The following is a 19,784-nucleotide window of genomic DNA, read 5'->3' as shown; positions in this document are numbered from 1 at the left end:
CACATTATTTTTTTTCATCCTTATTTTTTAAATTAAAATTATTAATGATTTTTTGAATATTACTTTGCATATTTCTTGCTAAATTATCAGTAGTAATATTAATAAAATTAGCAGGGTCTAATGGTTTTTGAATCACAAGATAAATTTTTTTCTTTCCTTGAGATTTTTTATTAAAAACTTCATACGAATTAATAATAGCAACCGGAATAATTGGAACATATGCTTGATACGCAATTCTAAGTGCTGCTGGCTTAAATTCTTGTACTGTTGAACTATTACTTCTCGTTCCTTCTGGAAAAATAACCATTGTTCGTGGGACACGAATTAACATTTTCGCATCACTAAAAACTTCTAATGCTTGCCTTGGATTATTACGATCTAAAAATAACACATCAATTAATTGTACAAAGCGTTTAAATATTTTATGTTCTTGTAATTCTTGCTTAGCAATGAATGCTAAGGGAGCAAATTTACTAAAATCATTAATTAAAAGTAATAATAAAGCATCAAAATTTGATTGATGATTGGCAATCATCACACATCCCTTATTATTAACTCAATTTTCTAATCCTTGGGGATAAACTTTAACATTATATAACCATGCAAAATATCGCGCTCGCTTTTGCAATCATTTATAACGATATTCTTCTGATACTGAATTAGGATCACGAAGCACTTTCTTTGTCATTTTTTTTGCTTTTCTTAAAGTTTGTAGCAAATATGGCAATGTAATTATTACTCTTCATTTATTCATTAGTAACTTTCCTTTCATAAATTAATCCAACAAATTTATCATATTGTTTCTTACTAATTTCTTTAAATTGATGGAAATCAATTTCTGGAAAATAAGTATCGCCTCCATATGAATCATTAATAAGTGAAACAAATAATTTGCTGGCATAGGGGATTGCGATTTGATAAATCAAAGCCCCCCCACAAACATATAAGTCATCACCACTATGCTCATATTGTTTTAAAATCCCTTCTAAATCATTACTCACAATTACATCAGGATGATTAAATTCATAATTAGGATTTCAACTAACAACAATAGTTTTTCTTTGTGATAAAGGTTTAACTTTTAAACTAGCAAAAGTTTTTCTTCCCATTAAAATTGTTTTTCCGATAGTAATTTCTTTAAAATATTGTAATTCTTGATTTAAACACCACGGCAATTTATTATCTTTACCAATAACACCATTCTTATCCATTGCTCATACCAAAATTACCATAATTAAACTGCCACTTGTCCTTTTATCGCCGGATGCGATTCATAATCTAATAATGAAAAATCTTCATATTTAAAATCAAAAATTGAAGTTACTGAACGATTAATTATTAATTTGCCTAATTTTTTTGGAGGTCTTGTTAATTGTTCATTTATTTGTTCTAAATGATTAGTATAAATATGCGCATCACCAATTGTATGCACAAAATCACCAACTTCATACCCACAAACAGATGCTAGCATATAAGTTAATAAAGCATAACTAGCAATATTAAAAGGAACACCTAAAAATACATCAGCACTTCTTTGATATAACTGACAAGATAATTTATTGTCAGCACTAACATAAAATTGAAATAATGTATGACAAGGCGGTAATGCCATTTCTTCAATTTCCTCAGGATTTCAACTAGATAAAATATGTCTTCGTGAATGGGGATTATCTTTTAATTGCTTTTCTAAATTTTTTAATTGATCCATACCATTAAAATTTCGCCATTGTTTACCATAAACTGGACCTAAATCACCATATTTTTTAGCAAATTGCTCATCATTTTTAATTTTAGAAATAAAATCTTGTAATTGCTCACCTTTAAAATCAGGTGAATTTTGATATTTTTTATACGGTCACTCATTTCAAATATTAACATTATTTTGAACTAATGTTCTAATATTAGTATCACCTTTAATAAATCATAATAATTCATAAATAACAGCTTTTAAATATACTTTTTTTGTTGTTAATAGTGGAAACCCTTTTTGTAAATCAAACCGCATTTGATAACCAAAAAAACTAATTGTATCAATAAGGGTACGATTAGGTTTATTTTGACCTTTTTCTAATATCTGACGACATAAACTTAAATACTGCTCCATTGTTTCACCTCACGATAATTTCTATTCTGTTTTTAATTTTAACATAAAATCTAATAACAAACTATTACGCTTAATAAAAAGTAAAAAGCTAAGGTAATTTAAAATTACCTTAGCTACTATGATTTCTTAGTTATAAAATTTTATTTTTAACAATTACAGGGCAGTAAATTCATCGTCTGGCTTTTCATCTAAAGTTTTACAATTCCCAATGTTATATTTTTGTTTAAATTCTTCAACCACAGGATTTAATATACTTGCTAATTGCGAATTACCATATTCTTTATTTCCATTGTCTAATGTTCTAAAATTCCCATTACTATCAAACTCATCTTGATAAAGATTGCACTCATTTCTTTTTGCGACCACTTGTTCTATTTCCCGATTAAGAGTCATTTTCAAATCGTCCATTTCTAAATTAGACTTTGCTCCTTGTTCATTTTTTGCTTGTCAATTTACTGGTTTCATTGCTGGCTTTACAGGCACAGGTGGCGCCTGACGCTTAGTAGCAATTCCTTCTTTATTTTTGGTCAATACTGTAGCAACTTTATCATAAGGATTTCAATTATTTCGTTGCGCATTTGGTTGGTTAGAATCATTAACAATCGCATTACGAAGTTCATCACTATCTAACATATTTAATGGTTTCATTGCTGGTTTTGGGGGCACAGGTGGCGCTTGGCGTTTAACTATCGTACATTGTTCGTTTTTGCCCATACCTTTATCTAATTCATCGGGCACAGCTCTTTGTCCTACCTTTGGTTCTGAAAATAAACGATGATTATTTTCTCTTATTTGCATAAAGTCAATAAAACTATTAAAATTATAATTTTTAAATTGAAAATATATTCCATATTCATTATCAAACATAAAATGCATATAGTGCTCTTTAAGACTTTTAATAGCAACGGCTTCAAAATTATAATTTGTTAATTTTTGATACGCTACTTTAAACCCAACAACATCATTAAGTTTAGTTAACCGAATTAAGTTTTCAATTGATTGATTGGTAGCAGAATCATTTTTAAACCGTTTATTAATTTGAGCACACAAAAGATTAATATAGGCATATTGTTTTACTTCTTGACAAGCATTGGTAACTTTTCATAATTGAAAATCTTTCATTTTTAATAAAACATCAAATTTAATATATTCATTGATGCGTTTTGTTATTTCCGCACTAATTTTTTCATTCATAAATATTCTCTCCCTTTATTTTTAAGCCAAATTGTAAAGTTAAGTGCAACTAAATTATTTTTCTAACCAAATATTCGATTGGCGAAAGATAATTTAGTATTTTTCTTGGTCTTTGGTTTAAAGACAATATAAATTTATGAACTGCATTTTTAGTAGTGTTTGAAAAATTAAATTTTTTAGGAAATTTTTCTCTAATTAAACCATTAGTATTTTCATTAGTACCTCTTTGTCAAGGTGAATATGCATCAGCAAAATAAATTTTCACATTTAAATTTTTTTCAAGTTGTTGTCAATTAGCAAATTCTTTACCCCTATCAAATGTTATAGTCTTAACAAGATTATTTGGAAGAATTGATAAATAATGACTAATATTTTTGTTAATAACTTTAGTAGTTCTATTTTCAACTAATATTGCTAAAGTAAATCTTGATGTTCTTTCAACTAAAGTTATTAAACATGATTTACTTTTACCTCGTGATGATACTACAGTATCACCTTCTCAATGGCCAAGAGTTATGCGATTATTAACATTTCGTTCTTTAATGGATTTACCATTAAATTTACCCCGATTTTCTTGAGATTTTCGTTTCTTACCTTTTCTTCTTAAATTTTTACTAGTAACCTTTTCAAGTAATCCAGAATAAATTCAATTGTAAATTGTTTTAAAACTAATAATTCATTCTTGATGAAAATTTTTAATTCTGCCATAAATTTGTTCAGGCGATCAACCTAATAATAATTTTTGTTGTACATATTTTACTAATTCTCTATTTTTAAATTTATGAAAATAAACATGTAATTGTTTTCTATTTTCTGCTTTATTTTGTGCAATTAATGAAAAATAATGATTATTATCTTTATTTCTATTAACTTCTCGATTAATAGTACTAATACTTCGATTAAGATTTTTAGCTATTTCACTAATTTTTACTTTAAATTTCAATTGATTCTCAATATAAATTCTTTCATCTATGCCAAGATGTTTGTATCCCATATAAAAACTCCTTAAATTTACTTTTTCTAAAATAAACTTAGCATCATGAAATTTTTATATGAAATCTTTTGCAATTTTATTTACTTGCACTTACAAGTATAATTCAGCTTAATAAATTACTATTTATTTACTATTTAGATAATTAAAATTTCTTAATTTTTAGATATTTAAATTTGTCCCATTTGCTAATAAAAGATTAATTATATCTAAATTTTTTCTTATTCTAGCAAAATAAAGTGCCGACCTACCAGCATTATCTTTGATATTAGCATCAGCGCCCTTTTCTAAGATTAATTCAATCATTTCAATATTAGCACCACTTGCTGATAATAATTTTGCATCTCTGACACAATTCAACATTAGACTTGGTACATAACCTTTAATTTTATCTACTATTTTGATAATTATTTTTTAGATGAAATACAAATGTTAGATAAATACAAAGATAAAAATGAATTTTATAGTTTAGTCGGCATAAAATGTTATAGTTATGTACCAAGTCTATTATTGGAATATGAAGCAGGGTATTATCATTATTATTTTTAATATTAGCTCCCTTTGAAATTAATAAGGATAGCAATTCTAAATTATTATTTTTACGCATTATAAATATTTTTTTCAAGTTCCATTAAATCGTTTCTTTTCATTAATTATTATTGTTCTTTAACTATTGCCTTATCTTTGGAGAAATTGTTCAAAACTCTCACCTTGTAAATAGATTTTTTTAAAAAAATTTAACATTTTCCTTGTTTTATTCATTAGACTTGGTACATAACCTTTAATTTTATCTACTATTTTGATAATATTATTTACTAGGTGAAGTACAAATGTTAGATAAATACAAAGACGAAAATGAATTTTATAGTCTAATAGGCATAAAATATAAAACTTTCATGAAAATGGTAGAAATTTTAAAAGAAGCTAAAGCTAAACAAAAACAAATTGGTGGTAGACCAAATAAATTATCAATAGAGCAAAGATTACTTATGACTTTAGAATACTGAAAAGAATATAGTACATATCGTATTATTGCAAAAAAATATAATATTAGTCATGTTAGTTGTATTCGTAATATCTTTTGAGTTGAAAATACTCTAATAAAAAATAGTCACTTTCATATACCTGGCAAAAAGATATTATTGGAACATAAAGTTACTAATAATAATTTATTAGCAATTGATGCTACAGAAATTCCAATTGAAAGAATTAAAAAAAACTAAAATTATTATTTTCTGGTAAGAAAAGGCAACATTCATTAAAATCACAAATAATTATTGATTTATTTAACAATAAAATTATTTCAGTAGATTTTTGTTATGGCAGTATTCATGATTATAAGTTATTTTTAAAATCAAATACACTTATAAATCCAAAATTAGAATTAATTGCCGATTCAGGCTATCAAGGTTTGCAAAATGTTCATAAAAATACATTATTGCCAATTAAAAAGAGTAAAAATAATCCCTTAAATCCAGATAAAAAGGAATATAATAGCTTTTTAAGTAAAGTTAGAATTGCCATTGAACATGTTTTTGCTAGATTAAAAAGATTTAAAATACTAGTTTATCGTTATCGCAATAAGATTAGAAGATTTGGATTACGATTTAACTTAATTTCAGGAATATATAATTTTGAATTAAGCTAGTTATAGTTATGTACCAAGTCTATTAAAAAATCAACATCAAATTTTTTTCTTGAAAAAATTTGATGATAATTTCCGACATAATATTCAATAGCACTATTAACAAAATTATAATTTGTTATTGCTTCATACTTTTCTTTAAAACCTAAAATATCATTAATTTTAACTAATTTAGAAAGACTTCTTATTCGCTTATAGATTTCAAAGTCAAACAATTTCTCATCAGGAATTCAATAATAAATATATTCCAAGTTATTTATTTCATCTCCTCTTTCATTTATTAATATTCAAACTTTAAAAGTCTTCATTTTTGATAAAATATCAAATTTAATATATTCGCTGAATTATACTTGTAAGTGCAAGTAAATAAAATTGCAAAAGATTTCATATAAAAATTTCATGATGCTAAGTTTATTTTAGAAAAAGTAAATTTAAGGAGTTTTTATATGGGATACAAACATCTTGGCATAGATGAAAGAATTTATATTGAGAATCAATTGAAATTTAAAGTAAAAATTAGTGAAATAGCTAAAAATCTTAATCGAAGTATTAGTACTATTAATCGAGAAGTTAATAGAAATAAAGATAATAATCATTATTTTTCATTAATTGCACAAAATAAAGCAGAAAATAGAAAACAATTACATGTTTATTTTCATAAATTTAAAAATAGAGAATTAGTAAAATATGTACAACAAAAATTATTATTAGGTTGATCGCCTGAACAAATTTATGGCAGAATTAAAAATTTTCATCAAGAATGAATTATTAGTTTTAAAACAATTTACAATTGAATTTATTCTGGATTACTTGAAAAGGTTACTAGTAAAAATTTAAGAAGAAAAGGTAAGAAACGAAAATCTCAAGAAAATCGGGGTAAATTTAATGGTAAATCCATTGAAGAACGAAATGTTAATAATCGCATAACTCTTGGCCATTGAGAAGGTGATACTGTAGTATCATCACGAGGTAAAAGTAAATCATGTTTAATAACTTTAGTTGAAAGAACATCAAGATTTACTTTAGCAATATTAGTTGAAAATAGAACTACTAAAGTTATTAACAAAAATATTAGTCATTATTTATCAATTCTTCCAAATAATCTTGTTAAGACTATAACATTTGATAGGGGTAAAGAATTTGCTAATTGACAACAACTTGAAAAAAATTTAAATGTGAAAATTTATTTTGCTGATGCATATTCACCTTGACAAAGAGGTACTAATGAAAATACTAATGGTTTAATTAGAGAAAAATTTCCTAAAAAATTTAATTTTTCAAACACTACTAAAAATGCAGTTCATAAATTTATATTGTCTTTAAACCAAAGACCAAGAAAAATACTAAATTATCTTTCGCCAATCGAATATTTGGTTAGAAAAATAATTTAGTTGCACTTAACTTTACAATTTGGCATTTTTTTTGCTATCTTCTTTACTAATATTTTGTCCGATATATAATCTCTCCTCGTCTAATTAAATACCATTACTTTGCTAATTATTTTAAATTAAATTTTAACTAGATAAGAAGTTTTCTTTTTGTTTTTTTCTCTCTACTTTTTTTTGCTACTTTGACAGTCTCTGCTTCAAGTTTACGACTATTTTCTAACTTTCTTTTTTCTTTTGCTTCTTGCATTTTTTCATATTGAACTAATTTATTTTTCTGTTTTAAAAATTCTTGCCTGTCTCGTGCTTTAGTTCTTACGGCCCATTCTCTATCTGTTTGCAATTGTTTAAATGATGTTGCTTCTTTTTTTAGTTGTTCTGTTTCTCTTGGCCATGCTTGTTGTTGCTTGTCTCATTCTTTAACACTTTTGTTGATGAACTTTCTTGTTGGTTCTTTTTTGTATGTTTGCAAAGAAATATCTTTAAGTTTAATAGTTTTTAGAGTAGTGTCTGACAACGCAGGTAAAGTATAACTTTGTTCAACTTCAAAATCCATTTGACAATCATCAACAGCATCAACTTCAAAATCCATTCGATAGTTATTAAAATTACTAAGGGCAAAATTCATTGTATCAGGTTGAAAATCTTCAATTTCATTTTTAATTGCCAATGAATTTGCTACTGAACAAGACGACGGTTCTAAAAAAGCATCTTCTGAGAAATTTACTCCTACACGCTCGCTTTCTTGCTCAAACCTGTTCCTCGCATATTGCTCGGCACTTAATTTTCTTACCGATTCATTAACTGTTCTTAGACTATTTTGTTCTTCTAATGTCTGAAGTTGTGATGCTTCATCTACGGCTCTTTTTGCTAACTGTTCAATATTAATTTTGTATTTATTAACTACTTCCATAATTGCTTTTTTACCGCTTAAAGATCTAGAATCAGCAATTAACTTACCAAAATTCATACCATCACGATTCCTAATATAAATATTAGCGCCACGATTCAATAAAGTTTGTACATTGATAAGATAATTTTTCACATTATGACGCGAATAACAAATGAGATGTTTTCTTGTATTTATTAAAAGGGCAGTATCGCCAAATACATTTTGAAGATTAATATTAGCACCATTATCTAACAAAAGATTTATTTTATCACTATTTTTAGCTAAATGAAGTGGATTTCTACCAAAACCAGAAAATGCTACGGCATTCGGGTCAGCCCCTAACTTTAATAAATTTTCCATACATTTTAATGAATCTCTATTATTTGACTTCGTCCAATAACAAAACTTATAACTAATTGTCATATTAGTATTAGTTAATTTTACAGCAATACGCTTATCAACCTCAATGACCTTAAAATTTAATTTTATTTGTTCAATATCTTCATCCATATCTAAAAAAAGCAAATAATCATTACGAAATTTATAATATTCATCTTTAATAATATTAGGCATTTTGTAATTTTCTTTATTAAGATTTTTTATTCGTTGTTCAGTTTCATAACTAATAATTTTTTCTTTAAATTCATCTCAATTAAGATTCTGAGATAAATCTAAAAATTGATTAGACTTGGTACATAACTATAACATTTTATGCCGACTAAACTATAAAATTCATTTTTATCTTTGTATTTATCTAACATTTGTATTTCATCTAAAAAATAATTATCAAAATAGTAGATAAAATTAAAGGTTATGTACCAAGTCTATTGAAAAACTTAGGTATTGGGATTATTTGGTTAATTCTGCGCATTAAAAATACCTTATTTGGATCCACATCTAATATTCCTTTCTGATTACTATATAAAAAATAAAAATTAAAAGCACTTTAATTCTTAACTAAAAATTAAAGTGCTAATTTTTTTAAAGATAAATTAAGTTATCTTTAAAATTAAACAAACTTTTTTATTGCAGAGTACATGCCTGAACTGCTATAGTTTTTTAAATAATTTTAAAAAACTGGCTATCTTTACCATTGGAGTAGACCAATCCAATTTTTAAATATAATTTATATAATTACTACTAAATTACACTTTTTATTATAGACTTGGTACATAACTATAACTAGCTTAATTCAAAATTATATATTCCTGAAATTAAGTTAAATCGTAATCCAAATCTTCTAATCTTATTGCGATAACGATAAACTAGTATTTTAAATCTTTTTAATCTAGCAAAAACATGTTCAATGGCAATTCTAACTTTACTTAAAAAGCTATTATATTCCTTTTTATCTGGATTTAAGGGATTATTTTTACTCTTTTTAATTGGCAATAATGTATTTTTATGAACATTTTGCAAACCTTGATAGCCTGAATCGGCAATTAATTCTAATTTTGGATTTATAAGTGTATTTGATTTTAAAAATAACTTATAATCATGAATACTGCCATAACAAAAATCTACTGAAATAATTTTATTGTTAAATAAATCAATAATTATTTGTGATTTTAATGAATGTTGCCTTTTCTTACCAGAAAATAATAATTTTAGTTTTTTTTAATTCTTTCAATTGGAATTTCTGTAGCATCAATTGCTAATAAATTATTATTAGTAACTTTATGTTCCAATAATAGACTTGGTACATAACCTTTAATTTTATCTACTATTTTGATAATTATTTTTTAGATGAAATACAAATGTTAGATAAATACAAAGACGAAAATGAATTTTATAGTTTAGTCGGCATAAAATGTTATAGTTATGTACCAAGTCTAATATCTTTTTGCCAGGTATATGAAAGTGACTATTTTTTATTAGAGTATTTTCAACTCAAAAGATATTACGAATACAACTAACATGACTAATATTATATTTTTTTGCAATAATACGATATGTACTATATTCTTTTCAGTATTCTAAAGTCATAAGTAATCTTTGCTCTATTGATAATTTATTTGGTCTACCACCAATTTGTTTTTGTTTAGCTTTAGCTTCTTTTAAAATTTCTACCATTTTCATGAAAGTTTTATATTTTATGCCTATTAGACTATAAAATTCATTTTCGTCTTTGTATTTATCTAACATTTGTACTTCACCTAGTAAATAATATTATCAAAATAGTAGATAAAATTAAAGGTTATGTACCAAGTCTTATGTAATAAAATAATAAAAATATCAAGGGTAATAATTATCAAGCAGATTATTTATTCAAGAATATAATGACCAACCCGCATAATGCGATCAGCAATAATTTCCAAATAATGATTCTCATTATCTTTATATTGAAATGATTGAATTCTAGCTTTAATAGCAATCATCGTATCAATTACTAAAAATGATACGATATCAGCAATTAAATTATTTCATACTTTAATAACAAGATAATCTTCATCATAATGACCTAACTTATTTTTAAAAGGTCGGGTTACACTAATAGTTAATCGCATCATTTTTGATGTTCTTTCACCAGTTTGATTATGAATAATTTCTGGCGGATTAACAATTCTTCCTACTAAAACAAGATTATTTAACATTATATCACCTACCTTTCCCATTTTATTGTAAAAGATAGCACCGATTTTTAAGTTAAAAGATATTGCTGTCGTATATTTATAATGTTAATATTGCCATACCAACGGCATATTCTTTTTCATGACTAATTGATAATCAACTATTATGTTCAAATCCAATCCATTGTAATTGCTTATTTACTAATTGAATATTAACTTCACAAAAAATTAAAACCTCATTAACATTATTTATTGCTTTATACAATGCTTCTTTTAATGCTCATCTTCCTGCTAAAAATTGTTTTTTTTCGGTTTCACTTTTAATTGTTTGTAAATAACTAATTTCTTCTAAATGTAATACTTTATTAATAAATGATTTTTTTAATTGCATTCGTTTAATGCTAACAATATCAATTCCCACACCTTTAATCATTTTTACTGCCATCCTTTTAAAATAATATTAGACTTGGTACATAACCTTTAATTTTATCTACTATTTTGATAATTATTTTTTAGATGAAATACAAATGTTAGATAAATACAAAGATAAAAATGAATTTTATAGTTTAGTCGGCATAAAATGTTATAGTTATGTACCAAGTCTATTATTTAAATTATAACAAAAGACTTGGTACATAACCTTTAATTTTATCTACTATTTTGATAATTATTTTTTAGATGAAATACAAATGTTAGATAAATACAAAGATAAAAATGAATTTTATAGTTTAGTCGGCATAAAATGTTATAGTTATGTACCAAGTCTAATGACTAATATTTTTGTTAATAACTTTAGTAGTTCTATTTTCAACTAATATTGCTAAAGTAAATCTTGATGTTCTTTCAACTAAAGTTATTAAACATGATTTACTTTTACCTCGTGATGATACTACAGTATCACCTTCTCAATGGCCAAGAGTTATGCGATTATTAACATTTCGTTCTTTAATGGATTTACCATTAAATTTACCCCGATTTTCTTGAGATTTTCGTTTCTTACCTTTTCTTCTTAAATTTTTACTAGTAACCTTTTCAAGTAATCCAGAATAAATTCAATTGTAAATTGTTTTAAAACTAATAATTCATTCTTGATGAAAATTTTTAATTCTGCCATAAATTTGTTCAGGCGATCAACCTAATAATAATTTTTGTTGTACATATTTTACTAATTCTCTATTTTTAAATTTATGAAAATAAACATGTAATTGTTTTCTATTTTCTGCTTTATTTTGTGCAATTAATGAAAAATAATGATTATTATCTTTATTTCTATTAACTTCTCGATTAATAGTACTAATACTTCGATTAAGATTTTTAGCTATTTCACTAATTTTTACTTTAAATTTCAATTGATTCTCAATATAAATTCTTTCATCTATGCCAAGATGTTTGTATCCCATATAAAAACTCCTTAAATTTACTTTTTCTAAAATAAACTTAGCATCATGAAATTTTTATATGAAATCTTTTGCAATTTTATTTACTTGCACTTACAAGTATAATTCAGCATTTAAAAAAATAAATTCATCCGGAGATGATAGAAGTCGGGATGATTTTATTAATGAAGATATTGAAATTATTGCTAATGTTGTAAGTGATCATTTTTCAGATATTAATCAAGTTTTTCTAAATAAAAATAATAATTACGAGGGTTTAATAAATAAGAACAAATCGAAATAAATATTGAACAAATAATGATGATTTTTGAGGGGCCCATATAAACAAAGAAGATAATGGGGGAGAAGATTTAAATGATGCAATTGTTAATACACAATTAGGCGTATTAAAAAATAATGATGATGAAACAATTTTATATGCACTAAAAGAAAAAAATCCCGATTTACTTATTAGACTTGGTACATAACCTTTAATTTTATCTACTATTTTGATAATATTATTTACTAGGTGAAGTACAAATGTTAGATAAATACAAAGACGAAAATGAATTTTATAGTCTAATAGGCATAAAATATAAAACTTTCATGAAAATGGTAGAAATTTTAAAAGAAGCTAAAGCTAAACAAAAACAAATTGGTGGTAGACCAAATAAATTATCAATAGAGCAAAGATTACTTATGACTTTAGAATACTGAAAAGAATATAGTACATATCGTATTATTGCAAAAAAATATAATATTAGTCATGTTAGTTGTATTCGTAATATCTTTTGAGTTGAAAATACTCTAATAAAAAATAGTCACTTTCATATACCTGGCAAAAAGATATTATTGGAACATAAAGTTACTAATAATAATTTATTAGCAATTGATGCTACAGAAATTCCAATTGAAAGAATTAAAAAAAACTAAAATTATTATTTTCTGGTAAGAAAAGGCAACATTCATTAAAATCACAAATAATTATTGATTTATTTAACAATAAAATTATTTCAGTAGATTTTTGTTATGGCAGTATTCATGATTATAAGTTATTTTTAAAATCAAATACACTTATAAATCCAAAATTAGAATTAATTGCCGATTCAGGCTATCAAGGTTTGCAAAATGTTCATAAAAATACATTATTGCCAATTAAAAAGAGTAAAAATAATCCCTTAAATCCAGATAAAAAGGAATATAATAGCTTTTTAAGTAAAGTTAGAATTGCCATTGAACATGTTTTTGCTAGATTAAAAAGATTTAAAATACTAGTTTATCGTTATCGCAATAAGATTAGAAGATTTGGATTACGATTTAACTTAATTTCAGGAATATATAATTTTGAATTAAGCTAGTTATAGTTATGTACCAAGTCTATTGATAAATTAACAGTTTTTAAAAAAACCAATTCTTCGGCCACAATAAAAGTTACAGGTTCTTGAGGAGCAACAGAATACCAATCTTGAAGTTGAAAAAAAGTTACTTTTACAGTTAAACCGCCGACAACAATAGTTCATAATAATAATTTAGAAAGAAAATCTTGATGACCATGAAGTTCAAATACGAACGATAAAATTATAGCTGCACCCGAAGTAGCCCAGAAAACTCCAAAGTGGTGTGGGCCCGCTGTTGCAGAAGCAGTTTTAAGAACTTTTCATTGAAATAATAATTTAAATATAGAAAATAATAATAATCTCCAACAAGATCTAGCCACCGCTATGGGAACAAATGATACTAACGGAACGCTTCTTGAAAATTTAGCAACTGTAATAAACAATTTTTTTGAAAGAAATTGACGTGATGATTTAAATATTGATGTCGAAGCTAATCCTCCACAATATTCTACAACAGCGATTCTTGCCACCGAAAGAAGAATGTCACTTTCTAGACAAGAAGAATTAAATTTTATTGAAACAATTAATAATATTATTCGTAATAGTTTAAATTTTGGCGTTCCGGTAATACTTAGATATTCAGGTAATCTTCCATCAAATCAAAGGTGCGAAAACGATAGCGATCATTATATTTTAATTAATGGTATTTCTGAGTCAACAGAAAATATTTTTGAAACAAGATATAATTACATGGATCCACAACATTGAAATTTAGATGGCACAAATTGAACAGGAAGTTTAAGAAGTGATTTGACAGCTAGAGACTTTGTTTATTGCAAAATGAAACAAATTGCTATAGCTAATAGGGTGTTATCTATCAACTGGTAAACTTCTTTCGGTTATGGCGACCACCCACAATTTATCGTGCTTTAATACATACCAACATTATTAATTCACTTGTATTTAATTTTCAAAGAACAAAATTTTAACACCTCATAAAATAAAAAGACAATCACTGCTGACTGTCTTAATACTTATTCAAATATTTTCCTACCTAACAAAACTTTATGCGTCCTCTTTTCTACGATATCTATAAATTTCTTATTACATATGATATAATTATTAGCGAAGTTAAAATTTATAAATAAATGGGGTATAAAAATGTTTACTGATTTTTTGGCGAATCGTATTACTAAAGCTATTAAGAAAAATATTAAGACATCAACTTTAACAGAACAAAATATGGAAGCTACTTTAAGTGAAATTAAACTTGCTTTATTAGAGGCTGATGTTAATTTTAATGTGGTAAAAGAATTTGTTAATAATGTTCGTGATCTTGCAAAGGGAGAGTTTATTCTTGAAGGTTTAAAACCTGAACAAATGTTAATTAAAATTGTTCATAATGAGTTAATTCGTATTATGGGACATAAAGAACATTTATTGAATCTTAATAAACGACCAACAGTTATTATGATGGTGGGGTTACAAGGAAGTGGAAAAACAACCACAACAGCTAAGTTAGCAAATTTATTACGAAAAAAGTATCATAAGAATTCTTTGTTAGTTGCTTGTGATGTGTATCGGCCAGCCGCCATTGAGCAGTTAAAATCGTTAGGTAAGCAATTAGACATTCCTGTATTTTCATTGGATAATGAAAAAGATGTTGTTAAAATTGCTAACAATGCTCTTAATTATGCAATGGAAAATAAGTTTGATGTTGTTATTGTTGATACAGCAGGAAGATTGCATATTGATAGCGTATTAATGGATGAATTATCTAATTTAAAACAAAATATTAATCCCCAAGAAATTCTTATTGTTGTTGATGCGATGACAGGACAAGAAATAATTAATGTTACTGAACGATTTCATCAATATCTTAATTTAACAGGAACAATTCTTTCTAAATTAGATGGTGATGCTCGTGGTGGAGCGGCACTTTCTATTAGTCATTTAACTAAAATTCCGATTATGTTTGCTGGTACAGGAGAAAAGGTTGAAGCATTAGATATTTTTTATCCTGAAAGAATGGCTGACCGAATTTTAGGGATGGGCGATGTTCAAAGTTTATTTGAAAAAGCTCAAGATGTTGTTGATGAAAGATCAATTCAGAAAACAATGAATCGAATGATGATGGGACAATTTGATTTAGATGATTTAGCTAATCAAATGAAACAAATGTCAAAGATGGGTAAACTTTCAGGAATAATTAAAATGATGCCTGGGGTTAATAATCTTAGTGATGCCAAAATTGAAGGTGCTGAAAGTAAACTATTAGTTACAAGAGCATTATTAGATTCAATGACTAAAAAAGAACGAAGAGATCCACGACTTTTAAAACATTTAAAAAGAAAAAATCGGATTATTAAAGGTTCGGGACGAAATGAAAAAGAATTTAATAATTTAATAAATCAATTTGAAAAAGCTAAAAAAAGTGTTGATGCAATGGCAAAACAAATTAAATTAGGAAGAATGCCAGATTTTAGTAAGTTTAAAAGATAAAGAATTTCTAATCCTTAGTTAAGAATTAGAAATTCTTTTTGTCACGATTATCTTTTTGAAAGTAAGTATTTTAAAATTTCCGAAGATAAATTAGCATCACTAATATTAGTTAGTATGGTGCGTCCTTGATAAATTAAATCGGTCATTGAACCATTATATTTGGATGTAATCCCAAAACTAAATCCTCAATGCGGTAGTGTTGTCGATTTTTTTTCATTACCTCATGGGTTATATGTTTTAGGATTTATTGTTAAGATAAATTCATTATTTTGATTTGTTTTATCTAATTTAAAGGCACAAGGGTTAACTAAATCCATTGGTGAATTCATTACAGGTTTACCAGCAAAAATATATTGAGCGTATTCTTTATACATTGCTATTCATTTATCAGCTTGTTGTTGTGTTCAATCGCTTTTACTTTCTAGATAAGGTGTGAAAACTAACTTGGTAATAAATAAAAATTTTATTTCGTTTCATCATAGTTGTTTTGTTATGGAGTTATTACGAAATCTTGGTATCATTTCATTGCCATTAGTATAATAGACTTGGTACATAACTATAACATTTTATGCCGACTAAACTATAAAATTCATTTTTATCTTTGTATTTATCTAACATTTGTATTTCATCTAAAAAATAATTATCAAAATAGTAGATAAAATTAAAGGTTATGTACCAAGTCTAATATAGAAAATCACTTTTTTCTTTATTTAATATGGGATATTTATCTACGGTGCTATTAAAAGTTAAGTAATGATTAGAGCAAAAAGCATTACCTTTTTGATAATCTAATCGGATTGTTTCCGTAGTTTTTGTTATGGGCGATCATTCATTAAATGATGCTTGGGCGCTATCAATTGGTTTAATATATTTGGCTGCTTGCTCCAAATTAATATTTAAGTGTTTCTTAAATTTAAAAGTTAATTGATTACTTTCTTCATTGTTTAATCATCCTTTAGTATCTCAATATTCGCTATTAGGAGATAATTCTTTATTTTGATAATATACTTTAACATCATCTTTTGTAAGGATAGGTTCTTGAATTTGTGAATAGTTGTTATTATTTAAATTGTTTCATAGATTGGGGGTTATTGCTAATATTGGTATTAAAAACATTGCTTGTTTCATTTTAATTCCTGCTTTCAGTTTGGATTACTGATATTTAATATGAAAGTATCAGTTATAGTCGCAACTATAATGTGTAGTAATTATCTGACAAATACTATTAATACCAGAAGGCTGTCTTTTAAAAGTTAAGTTAGGAAATATTGTTGATTGTAAGGTAATGTCACTGTAAAATACAAATAACATTTCTGGATGAAAAAATTCTGGTTTTCACATTTCTTGATGTTCATATTTAATGTTACCAGTGAAGTCATTGTCTTGTACTAATGCCTTGTGATAATTACTAAGTTTTAAAGACTTAATTTTTAAAGAACCAACTTGTTGTTTAACAATATTATTGAATTGTTTATTAATAAGTGGTTTTAAATCAGTAGCAGTTTTGCTTAAACTTCCGAGATTAAGTTCAATACTCCCAATAATTTCTTGTGCTGTGGTATATTTATTTAACGCTCTTTGCATATTAGCTTGATATTGTTCTTGTTCTTTAAAATTGTAAATTTGATTTTCCTTAATTTTATTACATCCATATATATTTAAAACTAATGAAAATCAAATACTACTACTAGTTAGTTTTTTAAGGTATGATGTCATTATCTCTTCCTTTGAATAATGTCGCCATTTTCGTTATAAGTTAATAATTCGTGTTCGTTGTATGAAGGAATTTTATGATCATTATTAGTTGCTTCATATCAACAGCCTCGTTTAAGCGGATGAGAATTTTTGTTGAATTGATAAACATATGATAATTGAAAAATTTTTGCTTGTGAATTATTAATACTAGTGGCAGTTAATTTATCATTATTAAAAATGAAAGGGCAACTATTAATGATACTTATTGAGGCATTGTTAGTTTTAAGATAACCTCGTGGTTTATTTAAGACTTGGCTGGTCGCGTTTAGTTTTCTTAGGTATTTTTTAAAAAAGAAAAAATAGTCATTTACTATAAATTATTTCAATATGCAAATTAAGTATATATTTCTTATGTATGATTTTTGTTGTAAAAAATTATTTTAATGTTGTTTTTATAAGCATTTTACTTAGTTTTTATAACCTTTTATTAAGAATATGTTTGTTAATATTAAATATTTTGTTTGCTGAATTATACTTGTAAGTGCAAGTAAATAAAATTGCAAAAGATTTCATATAAAAATTTCATGATGCTAAGTTTATTTTAGAAAAAGTAAATTTAAGGAGTTTTTATATGGGATACAAACATCTTGGCATAGATGAAAGAATTTATATTGAGAATCAATTGAAATTTAAAGTAAAAATTAGTGAAATAGCTAAAAATCTTAATCGAAGTATTAGTACTATTAATCGAGAAGTTAATAGAAATAAAGATAATAATCATTATTTTTCATTAATTGCACAAAATAAAGCAGAAAATAGAAAACAATTACATGTTTATTTTCATAAATTTAAAAATAGAGAATTAGTAAAATATGTACAACAAAAATTATTATTAGGTTGATCGCCTGAACAAATTTATGGCAGAATTAAAAATTTTCATCAAGAATGAATTATTAGTTTTAAAACAATTTACAATTGAATTTATTCTGGATTACTTGAAAAGGTTACTAGTAAAAATTTAAGAAGAAAAGGTAAGAAACGAAAATCTCAAGAAAATCGGGGTAAATTTAATGGTAAATCCATTAAAGAACGAAATGTTAATAATCGCATAACTCTTGGCCATTGAGAAGGTGATACTGTAGTATCATCACGAGGTAAAAGTAAATCATGTTTAATAACTTTAGTTGAAAGAACATCAAGATTTACTTTAGCAATATTAGTTGAAAATAGAACTACTAAAGTTATTAACAAAAATATTAGTCATTATTTATCAATTCTTCCAAATAATCTTGTTAAGACTATAACATTTGATAGGGGTAAAGAATTTGCTAATTGACAACAACTTGAAAAAAATTTAAATGTGAAAATTTATTTTGCTGATGCATATTCACCTTGACAAAGAGGTACTAATGAAAATACTAATGGTTTAATTAGAGAAAAATTTCCTAAAAAATTTAATTTTTCAAACACTACTAAAAATGCAGTTCATAAATTTATATTGTCTTTAAACCAAAGACCAAGAAAAATACTAAATTATCTTTCGCCAATCGAATATTTGGTTAGAAAAATAATTTAGTTGCACTTAACTTTACAATTTGGCATATAATTAGCTGATTGTTTTACTTCTTCAAAGCAATACCTAAGAAAACTAAACGCGACCTTTTTTAAGTAACTAGTTTACTAAAAAACAATTATTTGCTATAATTACTTTTGGTTTTATAATAATAAAATAAACTAAGGAGACAATGATGGCAAATATCAAATCACAAATTAAACGCGCAATAACAAATGAAAAAGCAAGACAAAGAAATGTTCATATCAAATCAACAACAAGAACAGCAATTAAAAAAGCTAAAATCGCAATTACCAGTAATGAAACTAATATGCAACAAACATTAAATCACGCTATTTCAATGCTTGACCGTGCAGAAAGTAAAAATATTTTTCACAAAAATAAAGTTGCCCGAATAAAATCTAAACTAACTATTAAAGCTAATAATATTGCTAATAATATTGCTAATAATATTAAAGAAACTAATTAACTAATTAACAAAAAAGAGTGCTAACTAACACTCTTTTTTGTTGTCTTACTT

28 protein-coding genes are annotated in these 19,784 nt (G+C 25.5%); 11 read left to right on the top strand and 17 right to left on the bottom strand.

Annotated elements, in window-relative coordinates:
- Window positions 1-4: 4 nt before the first annotated feature.
- The 6 genes from ACFEL5_RS04370 to ACFEL5_RS04345 all read right to left on the bottom strand — a co-directional run bounded on the left by ACFEL5_RS04370 (window position 5) and on the right by ACFEL5_RS04345 (window position 4,652).
- Window positions 5-754 carry a lysophospholipid acyltransferase family protein gene (locus tag ACFEL5_RS04370; protein ID WP_338968518.1) on the bottom strand — a complete coding sequence of 250 codons (750 nt, stop codon included), beginning with the start codon at window positions 752-754 and terminating at the stop codon, window positions 5-7.
- Window positions 747-1,232, bottom strand: coding sequence for a dihydrofolate reductase (locus ACFEL5_RS04365; protein ID WP_342189426.1), 486 nt, complete (start codon window positions 1,230-1,232; stop codon window positions 747-749). Before ACFEL5_RS04365 ends, ACFEL5_RS04370 begins: the two co-directional genes overlap by 8 nt.
- Window positions 1,233-1,234: 2 nt before the next feature.
- Window positions 1,235-2,104, bottom strand: a complete 870-nt coding sequence (gene thyA, locus ACFEL5_RS04360; RefSeq protein ID WP_338968514.1) for a thymidylate synthase — start codon at window positions 2,102-2,104, stop codon at window positions 1,235-1,237.
- 153 nt (window positions 2,105-2,257) lie between these two features.
- The gene (locus ACFEL5_RS04355; RefSeq protein ID WP_375315068.1) at window positions 2,258-3,298 is read right to left on the bottom strand and encodes a hypothetical protein; all 1,041 of its coding nucleotides are present in this window, start codon (window positions 3,296-3,298) and stop codon (window positions 2,258-2,260) included.
- Window positions 3,299-3,347: 49 nt separating this feature from the next.
- The gene (locus ACFEL5_RS04350; protein ID WP_338966716.1) at window positions 3,348-4,292 is read right to left on the bottom strand and encodes an IS30 family transposase; all 945 of its coding nucleotides are present in this window, start codon (window positions 4,290-4,292) and stop codon (window positions 3,348-3,350) included.
- Between the two features lie 159 nt (window positions 4,293-4,451).
- Window positions 4,452-4,652: an ankyrin repeat domain-containing protein gene (locus ACFEL5_RS04345; RefSeq protein ID WP_375315067.1), complete on the bottom strand. Its 201-nt coding sequence runs from the start codon at window positions 4,650-4,652 to the stop codon at window positions 4,452-4,454.
- Window positions 4,653-5,119: 467 nt separating this feature from the next.
- Here ACFEL5_RS04345 and ACFEL5_RS04340 point away from each other — a divergent pair, with 467 nt between their 5' ends.
- Window positions 5,120-5,512, top strand: coding sequence for a transposase family protein (locus tag ACFEL5_RS04340; RefSeq protein WP_375315019.1), 393 nt, complete (start codon window positions 5,120-5,122; stop codon window positions 5,510-5,512).
- A 2-nt stretch (window positions 5,513-5,514) separates the two neighbouring features.
- A complete protein-coding gene (locus ACFEL5_RS04335) occupies window positions 5,515-5,937 on the top strand; it encodes a transposase family protein (protein WP_342224593.1) in 423 nt (140 codons plus the stop codon).
- On the opposite strand, the gene ACFEL5_RS04330 is transcribed toward ACFEL5_RS04335, so the two are convergent.
- Window positions 5,934-6,185, bottom strand: coding sequence for a hypothetical protein (locus tag ACFEL5_RS04330; RefSeq protein WP_375315066.1), 252 nt, complete (start codon window positions 6,183-6,185; stop codon window positions 5,934-5,936). The genes ACFEL5_RS04335 and ACFEL5_RS04330 overlap by 4 nt on opposite strands.
- A gap of 195 nt (window positions 6,186-6,380) precedes the next feature.
- Here ACFEL5_RS04330 and ACFEL5_RS04325 point away from each other — a divergent pair, with 195 nt between their 5' ends.
- Complete coding sequence (locus ACFEL5_RS04325; RefSeq protein WP_375315065.1) at window positions 6,381-7,325, top strand: IS30 family transposase; 945 nt, start codon at window positions 6,381-6,383, stop codon at window positions 7,323-7,325.
- A 127-nt stretch (window positions 7,326-7,452) separates the two neighbouring features.
- On the opposite strand, the gene ACFEL5_RS04320 is transcribed toward ACFEL5_RS04325, so the two are convergent.
- The 5 genes from ACFEL5_RS04320 to ACFEL5_RS04300 form a co-directional block, all read right to left on the bottom strand.
- Complete coding sequence (locus ACFEL5_RS04320) at window positions 7,453-8,784, bottom strand: ankyrin repeat domain-containing protein (RefSeq protein WP_375315064.1); 1,332 nt, start codon at window positions 8,782-8,784, stop codon at window positions 7,453-7,455.
- 609 nt (window positions 8,785-9,393) lie between these two features.
- Window positions 9,394-9,759 carry a transposase family protein gene (locus tag ACFEL5_RS04315; RefSeq protein ID WP_342224590.1) on the bottom strand — a complete coding sequence of 122 codons (366 nt, stop codon included), beginning with the start codon at window positions 9,757-9,759 and terminating at the stop codon, window positions 9,394-9,396.
- Window positions 9,760-9,927: 168 nt separating this feature from the next.
- Window positions 9,928-10,356 (bottom strand): helix-turn-helix domain-containing protein, encoded by a 429-nt coding sequence (locus ACFEL5_RS04310; RefSeq protein WP_375315063.1) that lies wholly within the window; start codon window positions 10,354-10,356, stop codon window positions 9,928-9,930.
- 119 nt (window positions 10,357-10,475) lie between these two features.
- Window positions 10,476-10,805, bottom strand: coding sequence for a single-stranded DNA-binding protein (locus tag ACFEL5_RS04305; RefSeq protein WP_338968472.1), 330 nt, complete (start codon window positions 10,803-10,805; stop codon window positions 10,476-10,478).
- A 76-nt stretch (window positions 10,806-10,881) separates the two neighbouring features.
- Window positions 10,882-11,214, bottom strand: a complete 333-nt coding sequence (locus ACFEL5_RS04300; protein WP_375315062.1) for a holo-ACP synthase — start codon at window positions 11,212-11,214, stop codon at window positions 10,882-10,884.
- A gap of 256 nt (window positions 11,215-11,470) precedes the next feature.
- Here ACFEL5_RS04300 and ACFEL5_RS04295 point away from each other — a divergent pair, with 256 nt between their 5' ends.
- Window positions 11,471-11,596, top strand: a complete 126-nt coding sequence (locus ACFEL5_RS04295) for a hypothetical protein (RefSeq protein WP_375315061.1) — start codon at window positions 11,471-11,473, stop codon at window positions 11,594-11,596.
- Here the strand turns inward: ACFEL5_RS04295 and ACFEL5_RS04290 are convergent.
- Window positions 11,546-12,181: an IS30 family transposase gene (locus tag ACFEL5_RS04290; RefSeq protein ID WP_375315060.1), complete on the bottom strand. Its 636-nt coding sequence runs from the start codon at window positions 12,179-12,181 to the stop codon at window positions 11,546-11,548. The two genes, ACFEL5_RS04295 and ACFEL5_RS04290, sit on opposite strands and share 51 nt — an antisense overlap.
- A gap of 58 nt (window positions 12,182-12,239) precedes the next feature.
- Between ACFEL5_RS04290 and ACFEL5_RS04285 the strand changes: the two genes are divergently transcribed.
- The 3 genes from ACFEL5_RS04285 to ACFEL5_RS04275 all read left to right on the top strand — a co-directional run bounded on the left by ACFEL5_RS04285 (window position 12,240) and on the right by ACFEL5_RS04275 (window position 13,515).
- On the top strand, window positions 12,240-12,461 hold the full coding sequence (locus tag ACFEL5_RS04285; RefSeq protein ID WP_375315059.1) for a hypothetical protein: 222 nt from the start codon (window positions 12,240-12,242) through the stop codon (window positions 12,459-12,461).
- 236 nt (window positions 12,462-12,697) lie between these two features.
- Complete coding sequence (locus ACFEL5_RS04280; RefSeq protein WP_375315019.1) at window positions 12,698-13,090, top strand: transposase family protein; 393 nt, start codon at window positions 12,698-12,700, stop codon at window positions 13,088-13,090.
- 2 nt (window positions 13,091-13,092) lie between these two features.
- Window positions 13,093-13,515, top strand: coding sequence for a transposase family protein (locus tag ACFEL5_RS04275; protein WP_342224593.1), 423 nt, complete (start codon window positions 13,093-13,095; stop codon window positions 13,513-13,515).
- Here ACFEL5_RS04275 and ACFEL5_RS04270 read toward each other — a convergent pair.
- Window positions 13,512-13,874, bottom strand: a complete 363-nt coding sequence (locus ACFEL5_RS04270; RefSeq protein WP_375315058.1) for a hypothetical protein — start codon at window positions 13,872-13,874, stop codon at window positions 13,512-13,514. The two genes, ACFEL5_RS04275 and ACFEL5_RS04270, sit on opposite strands and share 4 nt — an antisense overlap.
- A 4-nt stretch (window positions 13,875-13,878) precedes the next feature.
- Here ACFEL5_RS04270 and ACFEL5_RS04265 point away from each other — a divergent pair, with 4 nt between their 5' ends.
- Window positions 13,879-14,382: a hypothetical protein gene (locus tag ACFEL5_RS04265; protein ID WP_375315057.1), complete on the top strand. Its 504-nt coding sequence runs from the start codon at window positions 13,879-13,881 to the stop codon at window positions 14,380-14,382.
- 273 nt (window positions 14,383-14,655) lie between these two features.
- Window positions 14,656-15,996, top strand: coding sequence for a signal recognition particle protein (ffh, locus tag ACFEL5_RS04260; protein ID WP_375315056.1), 1,341 nt, complete (start codon window positions 14,656-14,658; stop codon window positions 15,994-15,996).
- Between the two features lie 47 nt (window positions 15,997-16,043).
- Here ffh and ACFEL5_RS04255 read toward each other — a convergent pair whose 3' ends face one another.
- The 3 genes from ACFEL5_RS04255 to ACFEL5_RS04245 form a co-directional block, all read right to left on the bottom strand.
- Entirely contained in the window at window positions 16,044-16,550 is a 507-nt protein-coding gene (locus ACFEL5_RS04255) for a hypothetical protein (RefSeq protein ID WP_375315055.1), read from the bottom strand.
- Window positions 16,551-16,677: 127 nt separating this feature from the next.
- A complete protein-coding gene (locus ACFEL5_RS04250; protein ID WP_375315054.1) occupies window positions 16,678-17,124 on the bottom strand; it encodes a hypothetical protein in 447 nt (148 codons plus the stop codon).
- Between the two features lie 24 nt (window positions 17,125-17,148).
- Window positions 17,149-17,712, bottom strand: a complete 564-nt coding sequence (locus tag ACFEL5_RS04245) for a hypothetical protein (RefSeq protein ID WP_375315053.1) — start codon at window positions 17,710-17,712, stop codon at window positions 17,149-17,151.
- Window positions 17,713-18,322: 610 nt separating this feature from the next.
- Here ACFEL5_RS04245 and ACFEL5_RS04240 point away from each other — a divergent pair.
- Window positions 18,323-19,267: an IS30 family transposase gene (locus ACFEL5_RS04240; protein ID WP_338966716.1), complete on the top strand. Its 945-nt coding sequence runs from the start codon at window positions 18,323-18,325 to the stop codon at window positions 19,265-19,267.
- A gap of 172 nt (window positions 19,268-19,439) precedes the next feature.
- Window positions 19,440-19,733, top strand: coding sequence for a 30S ribosomal protein S20 (gene rpsT / locus ACFEL5_RS04235; RefSeq protein WP_375315052.1), 294 nt, complete (start codon window positions 19,440-19,442; stop codon window positions 19,731-19,733).
- Window positions 19,734-19,784 lie beyond the last annotated feature (51 nt).

This window comes from Spiroplasma endosymbiont of Tipula paludosa (assembly GCF_964264785.1).
GTDB lineage: Bacteria > Bacillota_I > Bacilli_A > Mycoplasmatales > Nriv7 > Nriv7.
Note: the sequence above shows the minus strand (reverse complement) of the source record. Positions and strands in the feature narration are given on the sequence as shown.